Annotated in this window: 19 protein-coding genes; 12 read left to right on the top strand and 7 right to left on the bottom strand. The window is 49.7% G+C overall.

Annotation, left to right across the window (positions count from 1 at the left end):
- The first annotated feature begins 22 nt into the window (after nt 1-22).
- The 8 genes from AC4PHM_RS00970 to AC4PHM_RS01005 all read left to right on the top strand — a co-directional run bounded on the left by AC4PHM_RS00970 (nt 23) and on the right by AC4PHM_RS01005 (nt 9,524).
- Nucleotides 23-1,201 (top strand): aminotransferase-like domain-containing protein, encoded by a 1,179-nt coding sequence (locus AC4PHM_RS00970; RefSeq protein WP_492019034.1) that lies wholly within the window; start codon nt 23-25, stop codon nt 1,199-1,201.
- Between the two features lie 89 nt (nt 1,202-1,290).
- Entirely contained in the window at nt 1,291-1,497 is a 207-nt protein-coding gene (locus tag AC4PHM_RS00975) for a 4Fe-4S binding protein (RefSeq protein ID WP_492019035.1), read from the top strand.
- Nucleotides 1,498-1,543: 46 nt separating this feature from the next.
- Nucleotides 1,544-2,656: a 3-methyl-2-oxobutanoate dehydrogenase subunit beta gene (locus tag AC4PHM_RS00980; protein WP_492019036.1), complete on the top strand. Its 1,113-nt coding sequence runs from the start codon at nt 1,544-1,546 to the stop codon at nt 2,654-2,656.
- Nucleotides 2,656-3,447 (top strand): thiamine pyrophosphate-dependent enzyme, encoded by a 792-nt coding sequence (locus AC4PHM_RS00985; protein WP_492019037.1) that lies wholly within the window; start codon nt 2,656-2,658, stop codon nt 3,445-3,447. The genes AC4PHM_RS00980 and AC4PHM_RS00985 overlap by 1 nt, the downstream gene beginning before the upstream one ends.
- The gene (locus tag AC4PHM_RS00990; protein WP_492019038.1) at nt 3,448-3,993 is read left to right on the top strand and encodes a 2-oxoacid:ferredoxin oxidoreductase subunit gamma family protein; all 546 of its coding nucleotides are present in this window, start codon (nt 3,448-3,450) and stop codon (nt 3,991-3,993) included.
- A gap of 497 nt (nt 3,994-4,490) precedes the next feature.
- Complete coding sequence (locus AC4PHM_RS00995; RefSeq protein ID WP_492019039.1) at nt 4,491-6,548, top strand: sigma-54 interaction domain-containing protein; 2,058 nt, start codon at nt 4,491-4,493, stop codon at nt 6,546-6,548.
- Between the two features lie 320 nt (nt 6,549-6,868).
- A complete protein-coding gene (locus AC4PHM_RS01000) occupies nt 6,869-8,278 on the top strand; it encodes a M20 family metallopeptidase (protein WP_492019040.1) in 1,410 nt (469 codons plus the stop codon).
- A gap of 40 nt (nt 8,279-8,318) precedes the next feature.
- Nucleotides 8,319-9,524: a hypothetical protein gene (locus AC4PHM_RS01005; protein WP_492019041.1), complete on the top strand. Its 1,206-nt coding sequence runs from the start codon at nt 8,319-8,321 to the stop codon at nt 9,522-9,524.
- Between the two features lie 166 nt (nt 9,525-9,690).
- On the opposite strand, the gene AC4PHM_RS01010 is transcribed toward AC4PHM_RS01005, so the two are convergent.
- A complete protein-coding gene (locus tag AC4PHM_RS01010) occupies nt 9,691-9,999 on the bottom strand; it encodes a helix-turn-helix domain-containing protein (protein ID WP_492019042.1) in 309 nt (102 codons plus the stop codon).
- A 20-nt stretch (nt 10,000-10,019) separates the two neighbouring features.
- Nucleotides 10,020-10,901 (bottom strand): DMT family transporter, encoded by an 882-nt coding sequence (locus AC4PHM_RS01015; RefSeq protein WP_492019043.1) that lies wholly within the window; start codon nt 10,899-10,901, stop codon nt 10,020-10,022.
- A 117-nt stretch (nt 10,902-11,018) separates the two neighbouring features.
- On the opposite strand from AC4PHM_RS01015, the gene AC4PHM_RS01020 reads away from it, so the two are divergent.
- Nucleotides 11,019-11,909, top strand: a complete 891-nt coding sequence (locus AC4PHM_RS01020) for a LysR family transcriptional regulator (RefSeq protein WP_492019044.1) — start codon at nt 11,019-11,021, stop codon at nt 11,907-11,909.
- Nucleotides 11,910-12,000: 91 nt separating this feature from the next.
- On the opposite strand, the gene AC4PHM_RS01025 is transcribed toward AC4PHM_RS01020, so the two are convergent.
- Complete coding sequence (locus AC4PHM_RS01025) at nt 12,001-12,708, bottom strand: helix-turn-helix domain-containing protein (RefSeq protein ID WP_492019045.1); 708 nt, start codon at nt 12,706-12,708, stop codon at nt 12,001-12,003.
- A 225-nt stretch (nt 12,709-12,933) separates the two neighbouring features.
- Between AC4PHM_RS01025 and AC4PHM_RS01030 the strand changes: the two genes are divergently transcribed.
- Nucleotides 12,934-14,136, top strand: a complete 1,203-nt coding sequence (locus tag AC4PHM_RS01030) for a MalY/PatB family protein (protein ID WP_492019046.1) — start codon at nt 12,934-12,936, stop codon at nt 14,134-14,136.
- 78 nt (nt 14,137-14,214) lie between these two features.
- Here AC4PHM_RS01030 and AC4PHM_RS01035 read toward each other — a convergent pair whose 3' ends face one another.
- Nucleotides 14,215-15,540 (bottom strand): hypothetical protein, encoded by a 1,326-nt coding sequence (locus tag AC4PHM_RS01035; RefSeq protein WP_492019047.1) that lies wholly within the window; start codon nt 15,538-15,540, stop codon nt 14,215-14,217.
- Nucleotides 15,541-15,675: 135 nt separating this feature from the next.
- Here AC4PHM_RS01035 and AC4PHM_RS01040 point away from each other — a divergent pair, with 135 nt between their 5' ends.
- The gene (locus AC4PHM_RS01040) at nt 15,676-17,058 is read left to right on the top strand and encodes a tryptophanase (RefSeq protein ID WP_492019048.1); all 1,383 of its coding nucleotides are present in this window, start codon (nt 15,676-15,678) and stop codon (nt 17,056-17,058) included.
- A 95-nt stretch (nt 17,059-17,153) separates the two neighbouring features.
- On the opposite strand, the gene AC4PHM_RS01045 is transcribed toward AC4PHM_RS01040, so the two are convergent.
- From AC4PHM_RS01045 to AC4PHM_RS01055, 3 genes are all read right to left on the bottom strand, one after another.
- A complete protein-coding gene (locus tag AC4PHM_RS01045) occupies nt 17,154-17,594 on the bottom strand; it encodes an SRPBCC family protein (RefSeq protein ID WP_492019049.1) in 441 nt (146 codons plus the stop codon).
- Between the two features lie 5 nt (nt 17,595-17,599).
- Nucleotides 17,600-18,022 (bottom strand): VOC family protein, encoded by a 423-nt coding sequence (locus AC4PHM_RS01050; protein ID WP_492019050.1) that lies wholly within the window; start codon nt 18,020-18,022, stop codon nt 17,600-17,602.
- A 275-nt stretch (nt 18,023-18,297) separates the two neighbouring features.
- On the bottom strand, nt 18,298-19,050 hold the full coding sequence (locus AC4PHM_RS01055; protein WP_492019051.1) for a hypothetical protein: 753 nt from the start codon (nt 19,048-19,050) through the stop codon (nt 18,298-18,300).
- Between the two features lie 323 nt (nt 19,051-19,373).
- Between AC4PHM_RS01055 and AC4PHM_RS01060 the strand changes: the two genes are divergently transcribed.
- Entirely contained in the window at nt 19,374-20,228 is an 855-nt protein-coding gene (locus tag AC4PHM_RS01060) for a DsbA family protein (RefSeq protein WP_492019052.1), read from the top strand.
- Nucleotides 20,229-20,244 lie beyond the last annotated feature (16 nt).

The following is a 20,244-nucleotide window of genomic DNA, read 5'->3' on the forward strand; positions in this document are numbered from 1 at the left end:
GGAATATGGGGAGGATAAGGACATGAATGTTGCGAATCGAATGAATGCGCTGAAGCCGTCGGATATTCGGGAGGTCATGAAGATGATTGCGGCCAACCCGGGGACGATTTCCTTTGCAGGCGGGCTGCCGGATCCGAAGCTGTTTCCGGGGGAGGCCATGCGGAAGGCGACGGACAAGGTGCTGCGGGAGCAGGCGGAGGTGGCTCTGCAATATGGGCTGACGCTGGGATACGTGCCGCTTCGGCAGAAAATTGCTTCTTTGATGGCTCGGGAGTGCGTGGTGACTGGGGTTGACAACATTGCCATCACGACCGGCTCTCAGCAAGCGATCAGCCTGAGCGCGCTGTTGTTTCTAAATGCCGGGGAAGTGGTCCTGACGGAGAATCCGAGTTATCTTGGGGCGCTGACGGCGTTTAAGACTTTTGAGACGGATTACATAAGCGTGGACAGCGATGAGTCAGGCATGAAGCCGGAGGATCTGGAGTCGAAGCTCGTGGCGCATCCTGAGGCCAAGCTGATTTACGTCATTCCGAATTTCCAGAACCCGACGGGGCGGACCTGGTCCCTGGAGCGCCGGCAGGCACTGGTAGCGCTGGCGGTTAAATATGACAGGGTTATCCTGGAGGACAATGCTTATGGTGAGGTACGGTTTGATGGCACGCGTCTGCCTTCTGTCAAGTCGCTGGATCCTGGGAAGCATGTGGTGCACATGGGCTCATTTTCCAAGGTGCTGTCGCCTGGGCTCAGGGTGGGCTGGATCTGCGCCCACGAGGAATTCATCAAGAAATATGAACTTGTGAAATATGGCTGCGATCTTCAGCCGGCGGAGCTGGCGCAGATGCAGGTCAACGCGTTCCTTGAGGAACATGATTTTGACGCGCATCTCGAGACGATCAAAGGGGTGTATAAGCGCAGGCGGGATTTGATGCTGGAGACTATGGGGGCGGAGTTTCCTTTGGAGGCCCGGTACGACCGGCCGGAAGGCGGCATGTTTATCTGGGTGGAGCTCCCCGCACATGTCGATACGAAAGCGATGCTGCCGGAAGCTATCAAGCGCGGCGTGGCCTACATTCCGGGGGAATCTTTTTATCCCCTGGCGGACCGGAAGAACGCCATTAGGCTGAACTTCTCGACTATGGAGGACGACAAGATTGTGGAAGGCATCAAGCGCCTTGGGGCATTGATTAAAGAAAGGCTGTAATTGCAAGGGATGGCGAGTTGGGGACGCGGACAGGTTTTGAGTTGGTGACGCGGACGGTCATATTTCTGTAACATTAGGGAGGATGCAAAATGAGCAAGGTATTGACGAAACCGCAGCGGTGCAAGCAATGTGGGCTGTGTGTCGCGGCTTGTCCTAAAAAAGCGATCTCATTCAGTGCGGAGATCAATAAAGCGGGATATTTGTTTACAGTGATTGATGATGAGGCGTGCATCGCCTGCGGCATTTGCTACACCACATGTCCGGACGGGGTCTACGAAATCCCTGGTACTAATTGATAAAACCGCAGCTCTGAAGCATATGAGAAATGAAGGAGGCAGCAGCATGTTAACCGTAAAAGGTGAAATGATAAAAGGCAATGAAGCAATCGCTGAGGCGGCGATTCGGGCAGGGGCGAGATTCTATGCAGGGTATCCCATCACGCCGTCCTCAGAAATCATGGAGTATATGTCCTGGCGGCTGAAGGAGGTCGGCGGGGCCTTCGTTCAGGCGGAGTCAGAGATTGCGGGCATCAACATGATCATAGGCAGCGCCGCCTGCGGTGTCAGGTCCATCACGGCATCCTCGGGCCCCGGCATCAGCCTCAAGCAGGAGGGCATGACCACATTGTCTGACGAGGAACTTCCAGCCATCGTCGTCAACGTTGTACGCTACGGCAACGGCATAGGAACACTCCTCTCCGCCCAGTGTGACTACCACAGAGAGACCCGGGGCGGCGGCAACGGGGACTACAGATGTATTGTCCTTTGCCCCTCCAGCGTTCAGGAAGCGGCGGATCTCACAGTCGAAGCCTTCGACCTTGCGGAAAAATACAGAATGGTCTCGGTGCTCATGACCGAAGGCGCCCTGGGTCAGATGATGGAGCCATGCGTACTTCCAGAAATGCAGGTGCCAAAGCGCTTCGAATGGGGCTTCGACGGCAAATACACCAACAAGAAGATTGGTATCTTCGACCGTGACAGCATGAAAGAAGCTGTCGCCCTCAACGAAAAGTACTACAAAGTGAAAGAAACCGAGCAGCGCTGGGAAGCGGAGCACCTGGAAGACGCGGATTACGTGTTTGTAGCGTATGGGATGCCGGGTCGGGCGACTATAGGCGCTGTGGAGCAGCTCCGGGCTCAAGGCCACAAGGTAGGATACATCCGGCCTATTACAGCGTGGCCGTTCCCCGAGAAGGCCTTTGAGCAGGTCAACACGGAGGTGAAGGGATACATTTCCATTGAGGCCAACGCCACAGGACAATTAGTGGACGACATTGCGCTGACGGTGATGCGCCAGGGAAAGAAAAAGGGCAGCGACAGCGCAAGTGGCAACAAGAGCACCGGCAGCCCTGCACCAGTCTTCTGCAATCCTCACGTCTATGGCGTGCCATCCACCAAGGCAATTATGGAGGATTACGCCAAAGTCCTCAGCGGTGAATTGAAGGAGGTTTACTAATGGCTGCGAACACCAACACCAACACCAAGGTGAACATAAAACCGAGAAAAGTACCCGCTCTGATCGACAGGCCAATGAGCTTTTGCCCTGGCTGCGGTCACGGGATCATCATACGTTTGATCGCAGAATGTCTTGAGGAGCTGGGCCAGGACGACAATGTGATCTTTGGCATAGGCGTCGGCTGCTCCAGCCTGCTTGGCGGCGCCCTTGAAACCGACCGCCTCCACTGCTCCCACGGCCGGGCGGGCGCGGTCTGCACGGCCATAAAGCGCGTGAACCCGGACAACGTGGTCATTTCCTATCAAGGGGACGGGGACGCCTACAGCATCGGCATAGGCGAGACCACCAGCGCCGCCTACCGCAACGAGCGCTTCACCACCTTTGTCGTCAACAACACGAACTACGGCATGACCGGCGGCCAGATGAGCAACACCACTATGCCGGGCCAAAAAACCACAACCTCCCCCGATGGTCGCGACTGCGCCACCACCGGCATGCCCCTGCGCTTTCCTGAACTCGTTGCCTCACAGTTCGACGCGGCCGCCTACGTGGCGCGAGGCAGCGTCAGCACACCCGCGAACATCAACAAAACCAAGACCTACATCAAAAAGGCCCTTGAGGCCCAGCTCAGCGGCGAAGGCTACAGCGTCGTCGAAATCCTATCCTCCTGCCCGACCAACTGGGGCATGACGGCCCCGGACGCCATGAAGCACCTGGACCAAGTCGTCACGCCGCATTTTCCCCTCGGCGAATTCAAAGTCAGGACAAAAGAGCAAAAGGAGGTCAAATAGATGGCTGCTTATAAAGAAATCATCTTCGCCGGTTCCGGCGGCCAGGGCGTTCTCACCGTAGGCCTGCTCATGGCCGAGATGGCCCTGTTCAAAGGCCTCCACGCCACATGGATCCCCCAGTACGGCTCCGCCATGCGGGGCGGCACCGCCAACTGCACCGTCAAATTCAGCGACAGCTACATCTACAACCCATCCCAGGAAGAGGCGGATCTCTTACTCGCCATGAATGAGCCCTCCTTCCAGAAATTTTTGCCGATGGTCAAGTCCGGCGGCACCATAGTCATAAACAGCGATCTGGTGGATCCGGCAAAATGCTCGCGCACGGACGTCAAACTCATTGCGGTTCCTTGCTCGAGCATGGCCAAGGAGCTGGGGCACATGCTGGGGGCCAACATCATCATGGCGGGTGTCGTGGTGAAGGCTACCGGAGAGTTTACAGAGGAAGAGGCATTAAATGGGATGAATCAGGTTTTCAGGAAGAAGGGCAAGGAGAAGTACGAGGCGCTGAATTCCAGTGCGCTGAGGGCTGGGTATGGGTTTGTGTAAGAAAGAAACTCGGTGTCTGACACCAAGTTTCAACACTAAGTTTCAACCGCTTTCATCCCTATCCACGCAGCGCACAAATCTTATCTATTCCACCACATACCGTTTCACCGGCCGGCTAGCGCCTGTACTGGTTTCGTTACCCCATATTCACCGTAATCCTCGCTGTTGATGAGGGAAAGGAGACCATCGGCAGTTAACCGGCTGAGAATGCGGTTCGCGTTGCGAGCAGAGATTGGGTAGATAAATCTCTGGTTGAAAAGGACTTTGAAATTATTGACGACGTTTACAGACGATAATAAATCCCGAACGGCCACCTTCCCCTGGGCTGTTCGGGATTTTTGTTTTCCTTATGCAGATCATCATCTACTCACCGCATGATTTTAAAATCTGATATAATGGAGCCAGATTTGCCTGATAGGCGCCGTACCTCAATACGCCTTTCAGGCCATTATCCTTTCTTTTTTTGTCTCTACACCGATTGATTGGAGGTGATCCCTTTGACTTCTAAACTCAAAGTCTTTGTATTTGTGATCTATGAGGAGTCCATGGATTATTATCCCGCTATCCTCAGAAGGATCTTCGAGGACCATATAGACCTGGAAGTCAGACTGTATTCCGATCTCAGGCCTGTAGAAACCTTCAACGCGGACTTGGTACTGTATACCTTGGGATTTCTCAAGCCTGTACTGATGGAAAAATGCTTGAATCCAGCCGCTGAATTCATACATATGGGTAATACGCTCCACGGTTCCTGCCTCGACAGCATCAAACAGCTGGAAAGAGGCACTGATGTTCTTTTAGTCAGTGAAGGCAGCATATTTCTCTGGGATACACTTCTGACGCTTAAAGCCTATGGCATGGAGCATGTCAATTTTGTGCCCTACTATGGCCAGCGTCTGGATACCAGCGCTTACAAGTATGCCATCTATCTCGGCATTAGATCTTATGAGCTTCCTGAGGTCGAGCATACCATTGATTTAGGATGGCGCGTGCTGCACCCCTATGTCCTTCGAAGAATCGGCAAAGCAGCAGGTCTTGCGGAAAGCTTTCTCGAAGAAAAAATCTCATCTTATATCGTGGACGAAACCGCATTGTTGCATTACAACGATTGTGTGGAGATCTCCTACCTCAGTGAATTTACTCAGGAGCGCCTGGCCATCATGAACCTGTTGGATACCCCATCGCTGCTGCTGAACGATCAGGACGTGGTCATGGGCTTCAACGAGCGTCTCAGAACTGAATTTCATAAGGATTTTGACCGAATGATTGGACAAAAGGTTTCAAGAGATCAATTTTTAGACCAGCTCAGAAGCGCCTGCGAAGATCGCGGTGGGAGCGGAAGCTTCGAACTTTCTCCAGATCAGCGCTATACCGTCAGTGTCAGAGCGATTGAAAGCTATGGTCAATCTGTCCATCACAGGGTTCTGCTGGAAGCGGTGCCCGTCGTTAAAAGTGAATCCAAGGGACAATTGGCCTACAAATTTGAAGACATTCTTTATAAGAGTAGTGACATGAAGCGGATTGTGGAGCTCGCCAGGCATTTCTCAGCAACGGATACAACTATTCTCATAGAAGGTCCTTCCGGTGTTGGAAAAGAACTGCTGGCCCATTCCGTTCACGCGGCGTCTGCAAGACGGCAGCGGCCTTTCCACGCGGTCAACTGCGGCGCTTTTTCGGAATCACTACTGGAATCAGAGCTCTTTGGTTATGCCAGCGGCGCATTCACCGGCGCACTTCGAAGCGGGAAAAAAGGTCTTTTGGAAAGTGCGCACGGCGGCACCGTTTTTCTGGATGAAATTGGAGAGGCAAGTTTGAAGCTTCAAGTCAAGCTGCTCCGCTTTCTTCAGGAAAAAGAAGTTCAGCCTATTGGGTCCAGCATCGCGAGAAAAGTGGATGTCAGAGTCATCTGCGCGACAAACCGAAATCTGGAAGAAGCCATGGAGATGGGTGACTTCAGAGAAGACCTCTATTACCGCATCAGTACGGTGACACTGTCTGTACCGCCGCTAAGCGAACGCAGAGAGGATATTGAACCCATCCTGATGGACGCGCTTGGAAAATATACGTATCATTTGAGCGAACCGCTGAGAGCATTTATCAGTCAGTACCCATGGCCGGGCAACGCCAGAGAGCTGAAAGGCTGCGCCGAGTACATGCTGAGCTTTGACACAAGGATGCTTGAAGTCAAACACTTGCCGGATAAATATCAAAAGTGGTTTCTCAAACATTTGGGACCTGAGTCATTTGGATCCGATGATGAAAGACCAATTTCAGAACTTTATATTGAGAAATCAGTTTCAATTGAAAAGACCAAGTCTTCAATGACTTTGGAAGACCTGATGCTCCTGGAAATTGACCATGGTTATTGCGGACGCAGAAAACTTGTGAAGCGGTTGGAGGATCAGGGTTATAGAATGACAGAATACAGAATCAATGACCTTCTGGATACGCTTAAAAAACAGGGGTTCATTCAGGTTGAAAAGGGCAGGGGCGGCACTAGTCTCACAAAAGCGGGAAGAGAAAAACTACTTTCAGATAATCGTGGTGTGAAGTAATCCGTTTTCGAAAGCTCGCGTGGGAACTCACGGGGACATGCCATGAACATGGTGCTGCATACCAAAACAAACCAAAACAAACCAATGCTTCAAACCAAAAGACACAAAAAAGAAATTCATACCATTTTGTTGATCCATGATGATCAAGACGACGCGCCTCAGGCGCGTCTTTTTTATTTGAGAATATAGCATTTTCAACCTCTTTAAAAAAAACAAATCAGTTACTTTAAAATTACAGAATTGGCCCAATATTTGCGTAATTAAATACCAATGACAGAGTTCTTCACAAGTGTCAGAGATAAACAGGGGAGGTCATATCCGTGGAGTTGAGCAGCGCGCAAAAGACTTTAAAACTATCAGACAACATCGAAATGAAAGAAAATGGGAGCTTCAGCATTTCCGGAAATGGAGAAATTAAACTTGATGAAGCGGCACTTAATGCGCTTGGTTTTGTGATCCAGTGGTCAGAAGACGGCACCGTTGGGACGCTGACAAAAGTCAAAGATGGCCATGTCGTCCTGAGTGAGGAAGAAGTGGCTTTCGCCGCAACGTCAGCGGACTTTACTGAGCTGATTTCAGAGGTCGCGCGGAAGATTTACGATCACCCGCAGATGGCCTTCACCGAAACCCACGCGTGTGAGCTGCTTTGCGAGGTGTTGACATTAGAAGGCTTTGAAGTTGAACGCAATTTAAGAGGCGTCAATCCGAACACTAAGGAAACTTGGACCATGGACACTGCGTTTACGGCAACGCTGAAGGGCGCAGCGGAGGGCCCTACGATTGCCATCCTGTTGGAATACGACGCGCTGCCGGATGGCCATGCCTGCGGTCACAATCTGATCGCCTCCGCCGGACTGACTGCGGCGCTGATGCTGGCAAAGCAGATGAAAGTGCTGCCGGGGAAGCTGGTCGTCTATGGAACGCCTGGCGAAGAGGGTCAAGCGGGAAAAGCCCATATGGTTGAAGCAGGACTTTTCAATGACGTGGACGTCGCTTTAACCACTCACCCGGGAGACCGCTGGGCAACCGGGTCTGATTTTCTGGCGACCAAAACTGCGACGATTGTCTATAAAGGTATACCGTCCCATGCGTCTGCCGCGCCTGAAAAAGGCATCAGCGCCCTGGACGCCGCGGTGATCGCCTACAACGCCATAGAGCTTCAGCGGGAGCATCTCAGAAGCGATGCCAGGGTTCACGGATTTATCAGAGACGGCGGAAAAGTCACCAATGTAGTACCTGCCAGGGCAGAGATGGACTGGGGCGTTCGGGCACTGGACAATATTTACATGGAGAAGCTGGCAGACATGGTTGAGCGCTGCGCGAGGGCAGGCGCGCTGGCGACAGGTGCTGACGTGGAGATTTCCTGGAGTGTGACTTACGGCGCGCCGGTCAAAGTCGAAGCTCTCGATACCATGGTGATTCGGCTGGCTGAGGCTCTGAACCCGGGGCTGATCAAACCCTTTGACGTTCTTGGATCTTCAGATGTCGGCAATGTGTCCTTTGAGCTTCCAACCTGTAATCTCTGGTTTGGCATCACCCCAGAAGGCATAATGCCCCATACCAAAGAATTCCTTGCCGCCTCCGGCGCGTCCGAATCCATTCCGTCGGTTCTCACCGCTGGCACCGTCATTGCTCTGACGGCCAGACGGCTGTTCATGGACCAGAATCTGGTCGACGACTATAAGAAAGCTTTTGCATTATCCAAACAGAAGTTGATTGCAAAGGGTTAACCTGCGCAGTGAACCAAATAATTTATGAGGAGGCTATTCAATGAAGTACGGATTTGAAATCGCTTTTGTTCTCGTTCTCGCCATCATTTTTATTTCTGAAACCATCTCTGCAAAACTGAAAGGCAAAGTTCCAGCGCTCTTTCTCATGACCGTCATCACCCTCATTGGTTACTGGACCGTGATCCCGATGGATATCGTCGAAGTCTCGGGACTGTCTGCCGTCAAAAACATCATGATGATGATCATCCTGATCCACATGGGGACCTTGCTCGAGCTCGAGCAGCTCAAGCGGGAATGGAAGACTGTCGCCACAGCACTTGCAGCTGTCGCGGGCATCGCGGCGATTTTCCTGAGCATTGGCGGGATGCTTCTGGGCGATAAACTCCTTTCGCTGACCGCGATCGCGCCGCTGGCCGGCGGCGGCATGGCCGGCATCCTGACCAGTCAAGCCCTGACAAACGGCGGATTTACCGACTTGGCTGTTTGGCCGATCCTCCTCATCACCCTTCAGGGCTTCGTAGGCATGCCAATTGTCGCTTTCCTCGTCCGCGGCGAAATGAGAGATCTCCTTGGCAAAGTGCGCGCTGGCGAATTGAAGCACCCAAAAGAAGTTCAGGCAGCGTCAGACGCTTCACAAAAAACGAAATTGATCGACAAGCTCCCCTCACTTTACAAAACGCCAGTCTTTTATTTCCTCATCCTCGCGATCCTGGGCACTTTAAACCTCGCCCTCTATGTCAACGTGACCTCAAAAATTCCGTACATATCTTTAATGATGGACAAATCCATCATGGCACTCGTCATTGGGGTTGTGCTGGGCAACCTCGGTCTGCTGGATAAAGGCGTCATGAGCAAGACCATGTCCAGCGGCATTCTGGATATCAGTTTTTACGCCTACATCATGACTTTCTTGACCGGCGCAAGCGTGGCGACTATCAAAGCGATGCTGATGCCTTTAGTCCTGACATTTGTAATGGCGACCATCGGCATAGGGGTTTTCAGTTGGATTGTTGGTCGAGGCGTAGGTTATACAAGCAGACTTTCAATGGCGGTGGGCTTTAACTGTTACTTAGGATTTCCGTTCAACTACATGATCACGAAAGAGGCGGCACGGGCAGTCGCTGGGAATGCTGAAGAGGAAGAGATTCTGTTCGACACCATGCTCCCGACTATGCTGATTGCGGGCTTCATCTGCGTTACGATTGTGTCGGTTCTGATGGCAGGTGTGCTGAGTGCGATGATTTAGTCTTGTGGAAGTACATGTCAGAAACCACTCTTGACATAGGTGTTAGCTCTTAACCGCTAACCGCTAAAAAAATTGAACCATCGGCATGATGTCTTAAAGCTTTTAAAGCCTTGAGAGTTCTGCCGATGGTTTTTTGTTTGCTGCATATATTGCAATGGACGCACAATTATAACGCACTATTGCTTTTGACATTCAGACTAAGAAACGATTCTTTGTAAGCCTTTGGTGTCATTCCGGTTGCGTCTTTAAATTGTTTATAGAAATAGTTCATGTTCACAAAGCCCACTTCCTGGCATATTTCTTTAATGGATTTATCCGTTTCATCGAATAACCGGATGGCAAAGTCGATCCGGAGTTTGTTTTTATATTCTGTAAAACTCAGCCCAAGAAACTTTTTATACAGACAAGTGATATGGTTGGGGCTCATGTGGAATTCCACTGCGTCTATGGGCTTCAAAAGAAAATCGAAAATCAAAAAGAACCGTCCCTACTGATTCACGCGACGTGACCAACGGGAACGCGGGGCTTTTCGCGGTAGAGTTCGCTGAAGGCAGCACCACTCAGGATCAGGACTGCGCCAACAATTTGGAGACCGGACAGATGCTCGTGAAGGAAGACCGCTGAGAAGACCAGCGCGGACAAAGGCTCCAGATAGCCTATAATGGACACCGTACCGGCGGAGAGCTGGTCGATGGCAGCGAAGTATAAATAACACCCAAGGGCTGTGTTGACCACGCCAAAGAGGAGAATGGGCACGATGTAGTCTCCGGCAGCGAGGCTGGGCGTCCCCTGTCTGAACAAGGTATAGGCCGCGACGGTCACAAAGCTCATGAGGAGCTGATATAACGCATTTTCAAGCCCGGTCACCTTGGAGGCTTTTTTGTTGAAGACAATCATGACCGCGTACATGACCGCTGAAGCCAGCCCGCAAAACAGTCCCCAGGAGAGCCCGCTCGTCAGGAGGCCCAGACCGTTGACAAAGAGCATGCCCAGCATGACAGAACCAAGTCCGGCGAGCTTGGCAGGGGTCAGTCGCTCGTTGAACAGCAAGGGTGAGACGGCTATGACCAGGACGGGGCCACAGTAATAGGCAAGCGTGGCGACACTGACGCCTATTTCCTTATAGGCCTCAAAGAGAAAAATCCAGCTGATGCCCAGGGCGGCACCGGAAATCAAGGCATAGAAAAAGTGCTTTTTATGGTGGATGGCGGTGAATTTACCACCGCTTATCATAAACAGAATCACCAGGAAGAGGCTGCCGACTAAGGTGCGCCAAAAGACGACTTCAACACTGCTGAGGAGAATGAAACTGGCTAGAATGCCGTTGGAACCGAACAGGAGCAGCGACAGTACATATTTGAAATAAGGATTGTTCATTTGATCCCCCTCCTTGACGACTTTTCGATTATAATGTACCATTTTAAGATAAATTACAATAACGAATAATTATCATCTAAAACATGATGAAATGTCATGTAAAGGACGGGTTGTTGAATGGATATGAATCTGAACTTACAAAAGCTCATGGCCTTCATAAAGACCGTGGAGTGCGGCAGTTTCACAAAGGCCGCGGAAGCCCTGAATTACACTCAGTCCGGGATCAGTCGAATGATTCAGGATCTGGAAAAGGAGTGGAATACATCGCTGCTCGAACGCAGCAGGGCGGGGGTGCGGCTTACCTCAGACGGCGTCCTGCTCCTGCCCTACGCGAAAACGCTCTGTCTGGAATACCAAAAACTTCAGACCCAGGTCGATGAGCTCAGCGGACTCCAGGCGGGACTCATCCGTATTGGCACCATCTCCAGCGTCGCGACCCACTGGCTCCCGAGGATTATCAAAGCCTTTCAAAAGGACTTCCCGGGCATTGACTACGAACTGCTCTTGGGGGATTACACCGAAATTGAAGAGTGGATCATAGAGGGCCGTGTCGATTGTGGCTTTCTGCTGGAGCCTGCCCATCCGAGCCTTGAAACGATCCATCTCGGGGAGGACAAGTTGCTGGCTGTTTTGCCGCTGCATCATCCTCTGCTTTCTGAGGATCGCGTGCCCCTTGAGGCGCTCTGCGAGCAGCCCTTTATGCTTCTGGACCGCGGCGGACGGTCAGAGGTGAAGGAAATTTTTGAGCGTTATGGCATCGCGCCAAAGGTGAAATTTACGACCTGGGATGACTACGCCATCATGTCCATGGTCGAAAGCGGGCTGGGCGTTAGCATTCTGCCACAGCTGATCCTGCAGCGCGTCCCTTACCTCATTGTCACGAAAGAGCTGAACGTGCCGGCTTACAGAGAGATCTGCCTTGCGCTGCGAAGCAAACAGACCGCGTCTCACGCGGTGAAGCGGTTTTTGGAGTATTTGCCGTTTAGGTATAAAGGCGCGAGCGTGTAAAAATGTTGGAGGACAATAAGAAACCATCGGCTAAGCCCTTAAAGCTTTTGCCGATGTTTTTTTGCGCCCCCAACAAGTTTATCTAACGGTATCATGTCACCGACAGCATATTGTAATGCTTGAGCAGCCGAATGTCCTCTTTAGAAACCTTGAGCTGCTTGATCAGTCCTTCATCAATGGGGAGTGGCTTTTTTGAGAAGAGCATTTTGACGGCAATGGGCATCAGCGGTCGTGATGACAATCCGAAAAAAAGGCCCCATTTGATGTCGGAGTCCAGATAGGAGGCAAGTATGCTGGCGGTAACCTGTTCCATGGGTGTATCCTGGTTTTTCATGAAGATATTGGTCAACGCGTCGTAATGCTCTATGATGCCTACGTAGGTATTTTCACAGTTCTGATAGTGGTCGTAATCCTTATAATTCATATACATCATGATTTTATATTTTGAATCGCCGACCTCGGACAAAACGTCAAAGACACACCTTAAAACTTGATTGGAGCGTCCATCGTAAACATAGGCGTAGAACTGTGAAACATCACTGAAAAATGCGGGATTATTCAACCTGATGGCTTTTTCATGCTGTGCAGGCCGGTAATACAACAGCTGGTCAACATGGACGTGCAGGGCTTCCGCGATGTCATAGAGTGTTTCAATATCAATCACAATTTCACCAGTTTCATATTTTGAGACCGTGGCTCTGCTTTTGTGAATCATAGCGGCCAGTGCTTCGATGGTCATTTTTCTTTTTTTTCTGAAATTTCTCACGCGTTTGCCTATTTCGAGACTGACCTCAGACATAAGACCTCCAAAAGTTTCGTTAAAATAGAATAATTGATGGATTTGCAGGTTGATTCTTTGTTCGAAGAGATTTTACCACACACCGAGTGGATTTTCTATTGAGAATAGAATTTTTGAGAATAAATTCTATTTTGGCGAAACAAGTGCAGCTTCGACAGTTCCTGAATTTCTCAGTAGAATGGGTTCATAAACCATGAATTTTCATAAGAAAGGACAGGATGGATAATGTATAACTTCGATGAAGTGATTGACAGAAGAGGCACTAATTCACTCAATACGGATGGTTTCCGCGATTACATTTTTCATGCGGATGAAACGATGGCGTTTCCCTATAAGGATGATGAATTTATCCGTATGTGGGTTGCGGATATGGAGTTTGCCACACCTCAAGTCATTATTGATGCGATGAAGGCGCGACTTGACAGAAAAATATTTGGTTACACGCGAATCTTTTCTGATCACTATTACAAAGCGTTTTCCAGCTGGTGTGAAAGGCGGTATGGATGGCGTTTCAACAGGAAGGACCTTGTCATGTCCAATGGTGTGATCCCGGCGCTCTTTGAATTGACGGGCCACATTTGCGAACCGGATGAGAAAGTGCTCTTTTTGACACCGTCATACGCTTACTTCAAGTATGCGGCGGATTATAACCATCGGCAGATTATCTGTACAGATCTTGTCTCCAAGGACGGCGTTTACGAAGTCGACTTTGAAGATTTAGAGAAGAAAGCGGCGGATGAGAAGACAACGTTGTTTATTTTATGTAATCCCCACAATCCGACGGGACGCGTATGGACTGAAGCGGAGTTGAAGCGTATCGGTGAAATCTGCGTCCGAAACGGATTATGGATTATTTCTGATGAGATCCACTGTGACCTTCTAAGAGCTGGCAAGCAGCATATACCGCTGGCGAAATTGTTCCCAGAGTACAAAAAGATCATCACTTGCATGGCGCCTAGCAAAACTTTCAATTTGGCGGGGCTCATGATCTCGAACATCATCATTCCTGAAGATGGGTTGAGAGAAAAATGGTATTCAAGACATTACAACTTTGATCATCCGTTGAGTGTAGCGGGGGCTCAAGCGGCTTATGAACACGGTGAGCCTTGGCTGAACGCGCTGCAGGCTTACTTGGATGAGAACTTTGAGCTTACCAGGACTTATCTTGCCGAGCGTTTGCCAGAAGCGAAATTTTCGGTTCCGGAAGCGACGTATCTGGCTTGGGTGGATCTGGGAGCGTATTTCTCAAAAGAAGAGGATTTGTCAATGTTTTTCGCCAATAACGCGGGTGTGCTTCTGGAGGGCGGCAACATGTTTGTTCAGAATTCAGACGGGTTCATCCGGTTGAATCTGGCTTGTCCGAAAGCGACGCTTGAGGAGGGGTTAAAACGGATCTGTAGTGCGGTGTCGCACAAAGCGTCGGCTTGAGATTGATTAGAGCGAATTATGCCGATGGTCATGGATGTAGAAATCATGACCATCGACATAGTTTTTTGAATGTCTTTTTTACAGCCCCACCCTCAAAATCCTGCTCGGCCGCCCAGCTTTCCCAATGATCTTGCTGCCCACAACGTCGATATACCCCGCCTGTTCCAAACGCTCAATCATTCGGTTCATACTGCGGAGGGAATTGCCGAACTCCTGGGCAAGCTCCAGGCTGGTGAAAGTGTCGGTTTTATAGAGGTCCATAATGGATTTCAGCTTATAAATATTGTTGATGCTGACGCCGCTCTTTTCGGAGATCTCCTTGAACGGAAGTTCGAGGCCGCCCGCAGGCTCGCTTTCCACCACTTTATCCAGCGCTGTGATGCGTTCCAGCCGCTTGCGGTCATAGACTACAAAGCACTGGTTGCCGCCCATTTTAAAGGCTTTGTTCTTTCCAATAACTGCGTTGGACTTGGCCTCCCTGGCGGTGATTCCAAAGCCTATGCCCACGCTGAGGGTGTGGGCGGTCTTCTGGTTGATCGACCTGAGGATGGGCAGCTCCCTGAGGTTGTTGGTTTCAAACTCCAGGATCTGCTTTGTAGTAAACAGCATGTAGTTTTTCTCAGTTTCGACAACCGCCGCCTGGATGCGCTGGGCGAATTTGTAGACTTCCTCCGTGATGCGGGTTTTCTCCAGCATCACGCTGTATTCGTTCTCCGAGGTCAGGTCGTATTCGTTGTCAAGGTCAATTTCCATGGACATGACTACAATTTGGCTGACCGACATGTCCTTGAATTTGATCTTTCGAAGCAGGTCGTAGAGTTTGTTTTTGATGTAGTTTTCGTTGGAGGTGAGGAGCATGGAGGGGAGACCATCGGCTAAAAGCAGTTTGTGGACCGTGGAAATCCCGGTGATGGCAATGGCACCGGGGTGGGTGACGTGATAGCTTTTGTGAAACGCTGCCAGGTCCTCAATCAGAGTGTCGTGAAAAATGTCAATATTTGACACGGCGGCGTGATACTCGCCGCGCTCGAAGCCAAAACCGCTGTAAATGGCCTGCACCATCTCCTCGGTGTAGGAGTCAATGCTGATACGCCGGATATCCAGACCATCCTTGAGGGTCGCCTCCAGGAAAATCCGCTGCAGCTGGCTCTCATCGTTATCCAGATGGACCCAGGGATTCTGGGAGTGCATCCGGTGATTCATGATATCATAGAGGATTTTGCCGGTAAAAATGATGCCATCGAAGTCGTTGATGTGCTCCTTAAGGTAGTTCACCGTGGTCTCAACCTGGCGCATGTCGTGAATTTCAATGGGCTCGCCCCGCAGGTTCGAGAAGCTGTTGTCGATGACCCGCTGGATCCGCTTGATATTGTCAATATGTCCCACTATGCCGATGGTTTTCACCGCCATACCCCCTGTATATTTCGTGATGATTTAGTTCATTTTACGTCGCAGTGGGATTAAAGTCAAATTAAAGACACTATAAGGCGACCATCGGAAATGGTATGCTTTAATTACTAAATCTCAGGGGGTATTGTAATGGTCAAGTACGTCGCGGAACCATTTAAAATCAAAATGGTGGAACCTCTTAAAATGACAACGAGAGAATACCGGGAAGAAAAGTTGAAAGCAGCCAACTACAACGTTTTCGGATTGGATTCTGATGATGTTTATATCGATTTGTTGACAGACAGCGGTACCGGCGCCATGAGCGACACCCAGTGGGCGGGCATCATGACTGGTGACGAATCTTACGCCGGCGCGCGCAGCTATAGAAGGCTGCAAAGGGCCGTTCAGGACATCTTTAATTACAAATTCGCCCAGCCGGTGCACCAGGGCAGAGCCGCTGAAAAAGTGCTGCTGCCATGCTATTTGACAAAAGGACAGAAGTGTATTTCCAATATGCACTTTGATACGACCCGTGGCCACGTTGGCCTGATTGGCGCGCGTCCGGTGGACATAGTTGTGCCGGAAGCCAAAGATACCCAGACCTACATGCCTTTTAAGGGCAATATGGACGTGCCGCGGCTTGAGGCGTATATCAACGAGGTTGGGGCGGAGAATGTCGGCCTGATTATTATGACGATCACCAACAACTCTGCAGGCGGTCAGCCGGTTTCTATGGCCAACATGAAGGCCACCAAGGCCGTTGCGGACAAGTACGGCATCCCTATGATCATCGACGCGGCTCGCTATGCGGAGAACGCTTACTTCATCAAGCAAAGGGAAGAGGGCTATGCCGATGTTGAGATCATCGACATCGTTCGCGAAATGTTCAGCTATGCGGACGCTTTCACTATGAGCGCGAAGAAGGACGCCATTGTCAATATGGGCGGCTTGATTGGCATTAGGGACTCTGAAGAGCTTTACACAAAAGTCAAAGGCTGGACGATTCCTTACGAGGGCTTCGTCACTTACGGCGGCTTGGCGGGCAGAGATCTTGAAGCTTTATCGATTGGTCTCTACGAAGGTCTCGATAAGGATTATCTGCGTTACAGAATAGGCCAGGTCGAATATATTGGCGGGCGACTCATGGAAGAGGGCATCGCGTTCCAGTATCCGGTGGGCGGTCACGCGGTTTTCCTGGATGCTAAAGCGCTCCTGCCGAACATCCCGTATTATCAGTTCCCGGGCCATGCTCTGGCTTGCGAGCTCTATCTGGAGGCAGGCATCCGCTCTTGCGATATTGGCTCATACCTGTTGGATCTGGATCCAGAAACCGGAAAGCAGCAGCAGGCGGAGATGGAATTTACACGTCTCGCCATTCCAAGACGCGTTTATACTCAAGCGCATTTTGATGTCGTTGTTGAGGCACTCATCAACATCAAGAAGCGTGCCCATGAGATCCCGGGCTACGAAATTCTGTGGCAGCCGCCGGTGCTGCGCCACTTTACGGCGAAGCTGCAGCCTATTAAGAAGTAAGTTGGGTTGGGTAGGAATTGGATTCATTGATTAAAAAGGAAAGCTCTGTGAGACGCGGCCGAGGCCTTGTCTTACAGAGCTTTTTTGTCGTGAAGTCAATGGTCTTCACACATTTGTTTCAGTATTTCCAGTGCTTTTAGCCAAGATGTCGTCATCATGTCCTCGTATTCCAGCGGCACGTCCACGGTGACTCGAAGCTCAGTGCTGCCATCTGCAGCTTTGAAATAGTAATTTTCATAGGAGGGTGCCCATGTTTTTGCTTGCTCACTTTCCGTATCCTCTATGCCTTGATCGACGAATCCGAGGATTTGGATGGAAACGACCTCATGCAATTTGATTTGAGCCACTTTTCCCAACATGCCGGAGCCGGTGGGATTCAGAAAATAGATCTTCGAGCCCTCTTCCCAGGCGCCTTCATAACGTGAGCCTTCCTGAAAAGCGGCAGTCCACTGCTTATAAGTTTCAGGTCCGAGCATAACTTTCCAAACCACGCTGACAGGTGCAATGATTGTTGTCTTGAATTCGAGGTGTTTCATAGTTTTTAGGCCTCCTCGGGCTTGGTTTCCTCCGGCTGAACATCCTCCATATAAACGACTTCCCACAAGTGTTGATCCGGATCCTGGAAGCTGCGGCTGTACATGAAGTCGTAGATTTGAGGTTCATTGTAGAAGCTGGCGCCTGCCGCGAAGGCTTTGTCTACGAGGAGGTCCACTTCTTCACGACTATCGGCGGAGAGGGCCATGATGACCTCAGAATAGGCATTGGTATCCGGAATTTCCTTATGGGTAAAGGATTTGTAGAATGCTTCTGTCAGAAGCATGATATAAATGGTATCCGAGATCACCAGGCAGGCCGCGTCATCGTTTGTGTAGACCGGGTTGATGGTCCAGCCCAGAGCCTGAAAGAAAGACTTGGAGACATTTAAATCCTTGACCGGTAAATTGACAAAGATCATTCTGTTCATGGGAAACTTCCTCCTCATATCATAGTGGAATTCTTAGTGATTCAAACAATTCAAATAGTCTATGGGTGAGAATTTGAGATTCTTCTATGTAAAATATGAGGTTTAATTCACAGGATTTATACCCCGTGGTGGGTGATCTAGTCGTGATTAAATGAAAATAATTATCAGTGGCAAGTGGTCTTTGTGAAATGTTACAGAAATGTTGCGGTGCCTGACCCCAAGTTGAACCCAGTACCTGACCCCAAGTTGAACTCAGTGCCTGTCCCCGAATGCCCCTAGTCAGTATCTTCATTGATCTGCTGGTCTTTCAGCATCATCATGCGATACTCATGGTTGATGCTGAAGCCATTCACCATGATGATCAGGATATACAATAAGTTCAGAAAATGAGGAAACAGGACTGGAATCTCACCCAGATAAATCCGCGACCTGAAAATCCCAACAAGCATGACCATTAATACGGTGATGCCTGCTACAATTTGAAGAAAGTTTTTTTCGAAAATGACATCAAGTTTTTTCATGAAAATTTTACTTAATACAAAAGTCAAGAACACAAAGACCAAGCCAGACAGTAATAGGTCTTTCACCAAGCCCGTGTCGGTTTCATCAATATACAACCTTGGGATTGTAGTCGTAATGAACATAACCGTAATCAGAGCTGTTTCGTAATAAATTATTTTACCAAGACTGATGACCAGCTTTGACAACAGGTAGAGAATAAAAATAAACACGAGACTTACAAACATTTGTATAACCGCGATGCAAAAAATGATGCTTGCAATGACAACACTAAATGACAGCTCTTTCATCAAGTCCGGATTTCCCGGATCATAGGCAATTCTGCTGATATTTGAAAACAAAAACGCCGCCAAAATCAGTCCGAAAAATCCAGCGAAAAGAATACCAACGACTTCAGATGAATCCCTCTTTTCGTACTCAATCAATAAGTATATACCGCTGAAAGAAAAGCCTGCGAGAATGCCTGCGAGGTTTGCGTAATTGCTGCTCATGGTCGTGATGTCGTACATGGTTGAGCACCTCTCTTTAACTCAATAGGTTAAGTCACAGAATCAGAAAAAAGAATCAGGGATAATAAAAATACTTCTTCAATAATTATTATTCTCACTTGTCGCCGGCTAAAACATTTTTGCGAAAAATAAAAGCGCTTCTTCGGGATTATTCAGTGACCATTTTTAAAAATAATCAGGTTGAACATAATACTAATTAGTGATAAAATCATTTTAAACAAATGCTGATTAACAGCATAAAAGATCAAAATCGAATCTGATCATTAAATTGACTTTTTTTAAACGCATACTACTAACTAGTAATATTGAAAGGAGCATTTCAAATGAATAATAAACTTGTCAAAATTCTTTACTTCACCGATCCCTACTGTTCCTGGTGCTGGGCTACAGAACCTGTGCTTTTCGCGCTGAAGGAATTTTATCAAAACCAAATCGAGATTCAAACCGTCATGGGCGGGCTGGTCAGAGACATGAACAATTTTGCGGACAAACACAATGGCATCAGTTCTGCCCGTGCGGTCATGCCGCATTGGAAGGAAGTCTCAGAGCGCACCGGACAACCAGTAGATGAAAATCTGTGGCTGGACATTGAGGCCGAACCCCACTTTTCAACCTGGCCAGCGAATATTGCGGTTAAAGCCGCGGCGCTTCAGGGCTCGGATGTGGGGGAGAAGTTCCTTAGAAGGATCAGGCGGGCAGCACTCACAGAAAGACAAAATGTGTCTGATAGGGCAGTGCTGACGCAGCTCGCAGGAGACATTCCTAATCTTGATGCTGGAAAATTCAGCGCGGACTTGGATAATCCGGAGGCCGAGCGGGCATTCAAAGAAGATCTCGCGCTTGGCCAAACCTATGGCGCGACAGGCTTTCCCACCATGCTGTTCTATGTGGAAAGCGACGACCCTTCAAACAAACCGCAGGCTTACATGCTTAACGGTTACAGACCACTTGGCGCGTATGAGAAAGTACTCAGACAACTCGCGCCTCATCTCGAGAAAAAGAAGCCACGCCCGGTAGAAAATCTGCTTCACGACTACGGTCCGCTGACCACCCGAGAACTCAGCGAGATCTATGGACTCAGTATGGAAGAAATGGAGAACAGACTCCAGTCATTAAGCGACACCACTCCTTTGATCGCCGAATCCCTTCGTGGCGGCACAGTTTGGCGGATGAAATAGCCCGCCTTTAAGAAGC

The organism is Acidaminobacter sp. QWL-03 (assembly GCF_058683855.1).

What these genes read in the sequence shown, in the direction of transcription:
- AC4PHM_RS01015 (WP_492019043.1), bottom strand. Translation starts at nt 10,901, where the DNA reads ATGAACAATCCTTATTTCAAATATGTACTGTCGCTGCTCCTGTTCGGT.
- AC4PHM_RS01055 (WP_492019051.1), bottom strand. Translation starts at nt 19,050, where the DNA reads ATGTACGACATCACGACCATGAGCAGCAATTACGCAAACCTCGCAGGC.
- AC4PHM_RS00975 (WP_492019035.1), top strand. Translation starts at nt 1,291, where the DNA reads ATGAGCAAGGTATTGACGAAACCGCAGCGGTGCAAGCAATGTGGGCTG.
- AC4PHM_RS01025 (WP_492019045.1), bottom strand. Translation starts at nt 12,708, where the DNA reads ATGTCTGAGGTCAGTCTCGAAATAGGCAAACGCGTGAGAAATTTCAGA.
- AC4PHM_RS00980 (WP_492019036.1), top strand. Translation starts at nt 1,544, where the DNA reads ATGTTAACCGTAAAAGGTGAAATGATAAAAGGCAATGAAGCAATCGCT.
- AC4PHM_RS01060 (WP_492019052.1), top strand. Translation starts at nt 19,374, where the DNA reads ATGAATAATAAACTTGTCAAAATTCTTTACTTCACCGATCCCTACTGT.
- AC4PHM_RS00970 (WP_492019034.1), top strand. Translation starts at nt 23, where the DNA reads ATGAATGTTGCGAATCGAATGAATGCGCTGAAGCCGTCGGATATTCGG.
- AC4PHM_RS00990 (WP_492019038.1), top strand. Translation starts at nt 3,448, where the DNA reads ATGGCTGCTTATAAAGAAATCATCTTCGCCGGTTCCGGCGGCCAGGGC.
- AC4PHM_RS01045 (WP_492019049.1), bottom strand. Translation starts at nt 17,594, where the DNA reads ATGAAACACCTCGAATTCAAGACAACAATCATTGCACCTGTCAGCGTG.
- AC4PHM_RS01040 (WP_492019048.1), top strand. Translation starts at nt 15,676, where the DNA reads ATGGTCAAGTACGTCGCGGAACCATTTAAAATCAAAATGGTGGAACCT.
- AC4PHM_RS01050 (WP_492019050.1), bottom strand. Translation starts at nt 18,022, where the DNA reads ATGAACAGAATGATCTTTGTCAATTTACCGGTCAAGGATTTAAATGTC.
- AC4PHM_RS01005 (WP_492019041.1), top strand. Translation starts at nt 8,319, where the DNA reads ATGAAGTACGGATTTGAAATCGCTTTTGTTCTCGTTCTCGCCATCATT.
- AC4PHM_RS01030 (WP_492019046.1), top strand. Translation starts at nt 12,934, where the DNA reads ATGTATAACTTCGATGAAGTGATTGACAGAAGAGGCACTAATTCACTC.
- AC4PHM_RS01020 (WP_492019044.1), top strand. Translation starts at nt 11,019, where the DNA reads ATGGATATGAATCTGAACTTACAAAAGCTCATGGCCTTCATAAAGACC.
- AC4PHM_RS00985 (WP_492019037.1), top strand. Translation starts at nt 2,656, where the DNA reads ATGGCTGCGAACACCAACACCAACACCAAGGTGAACATAAAACCGAGA.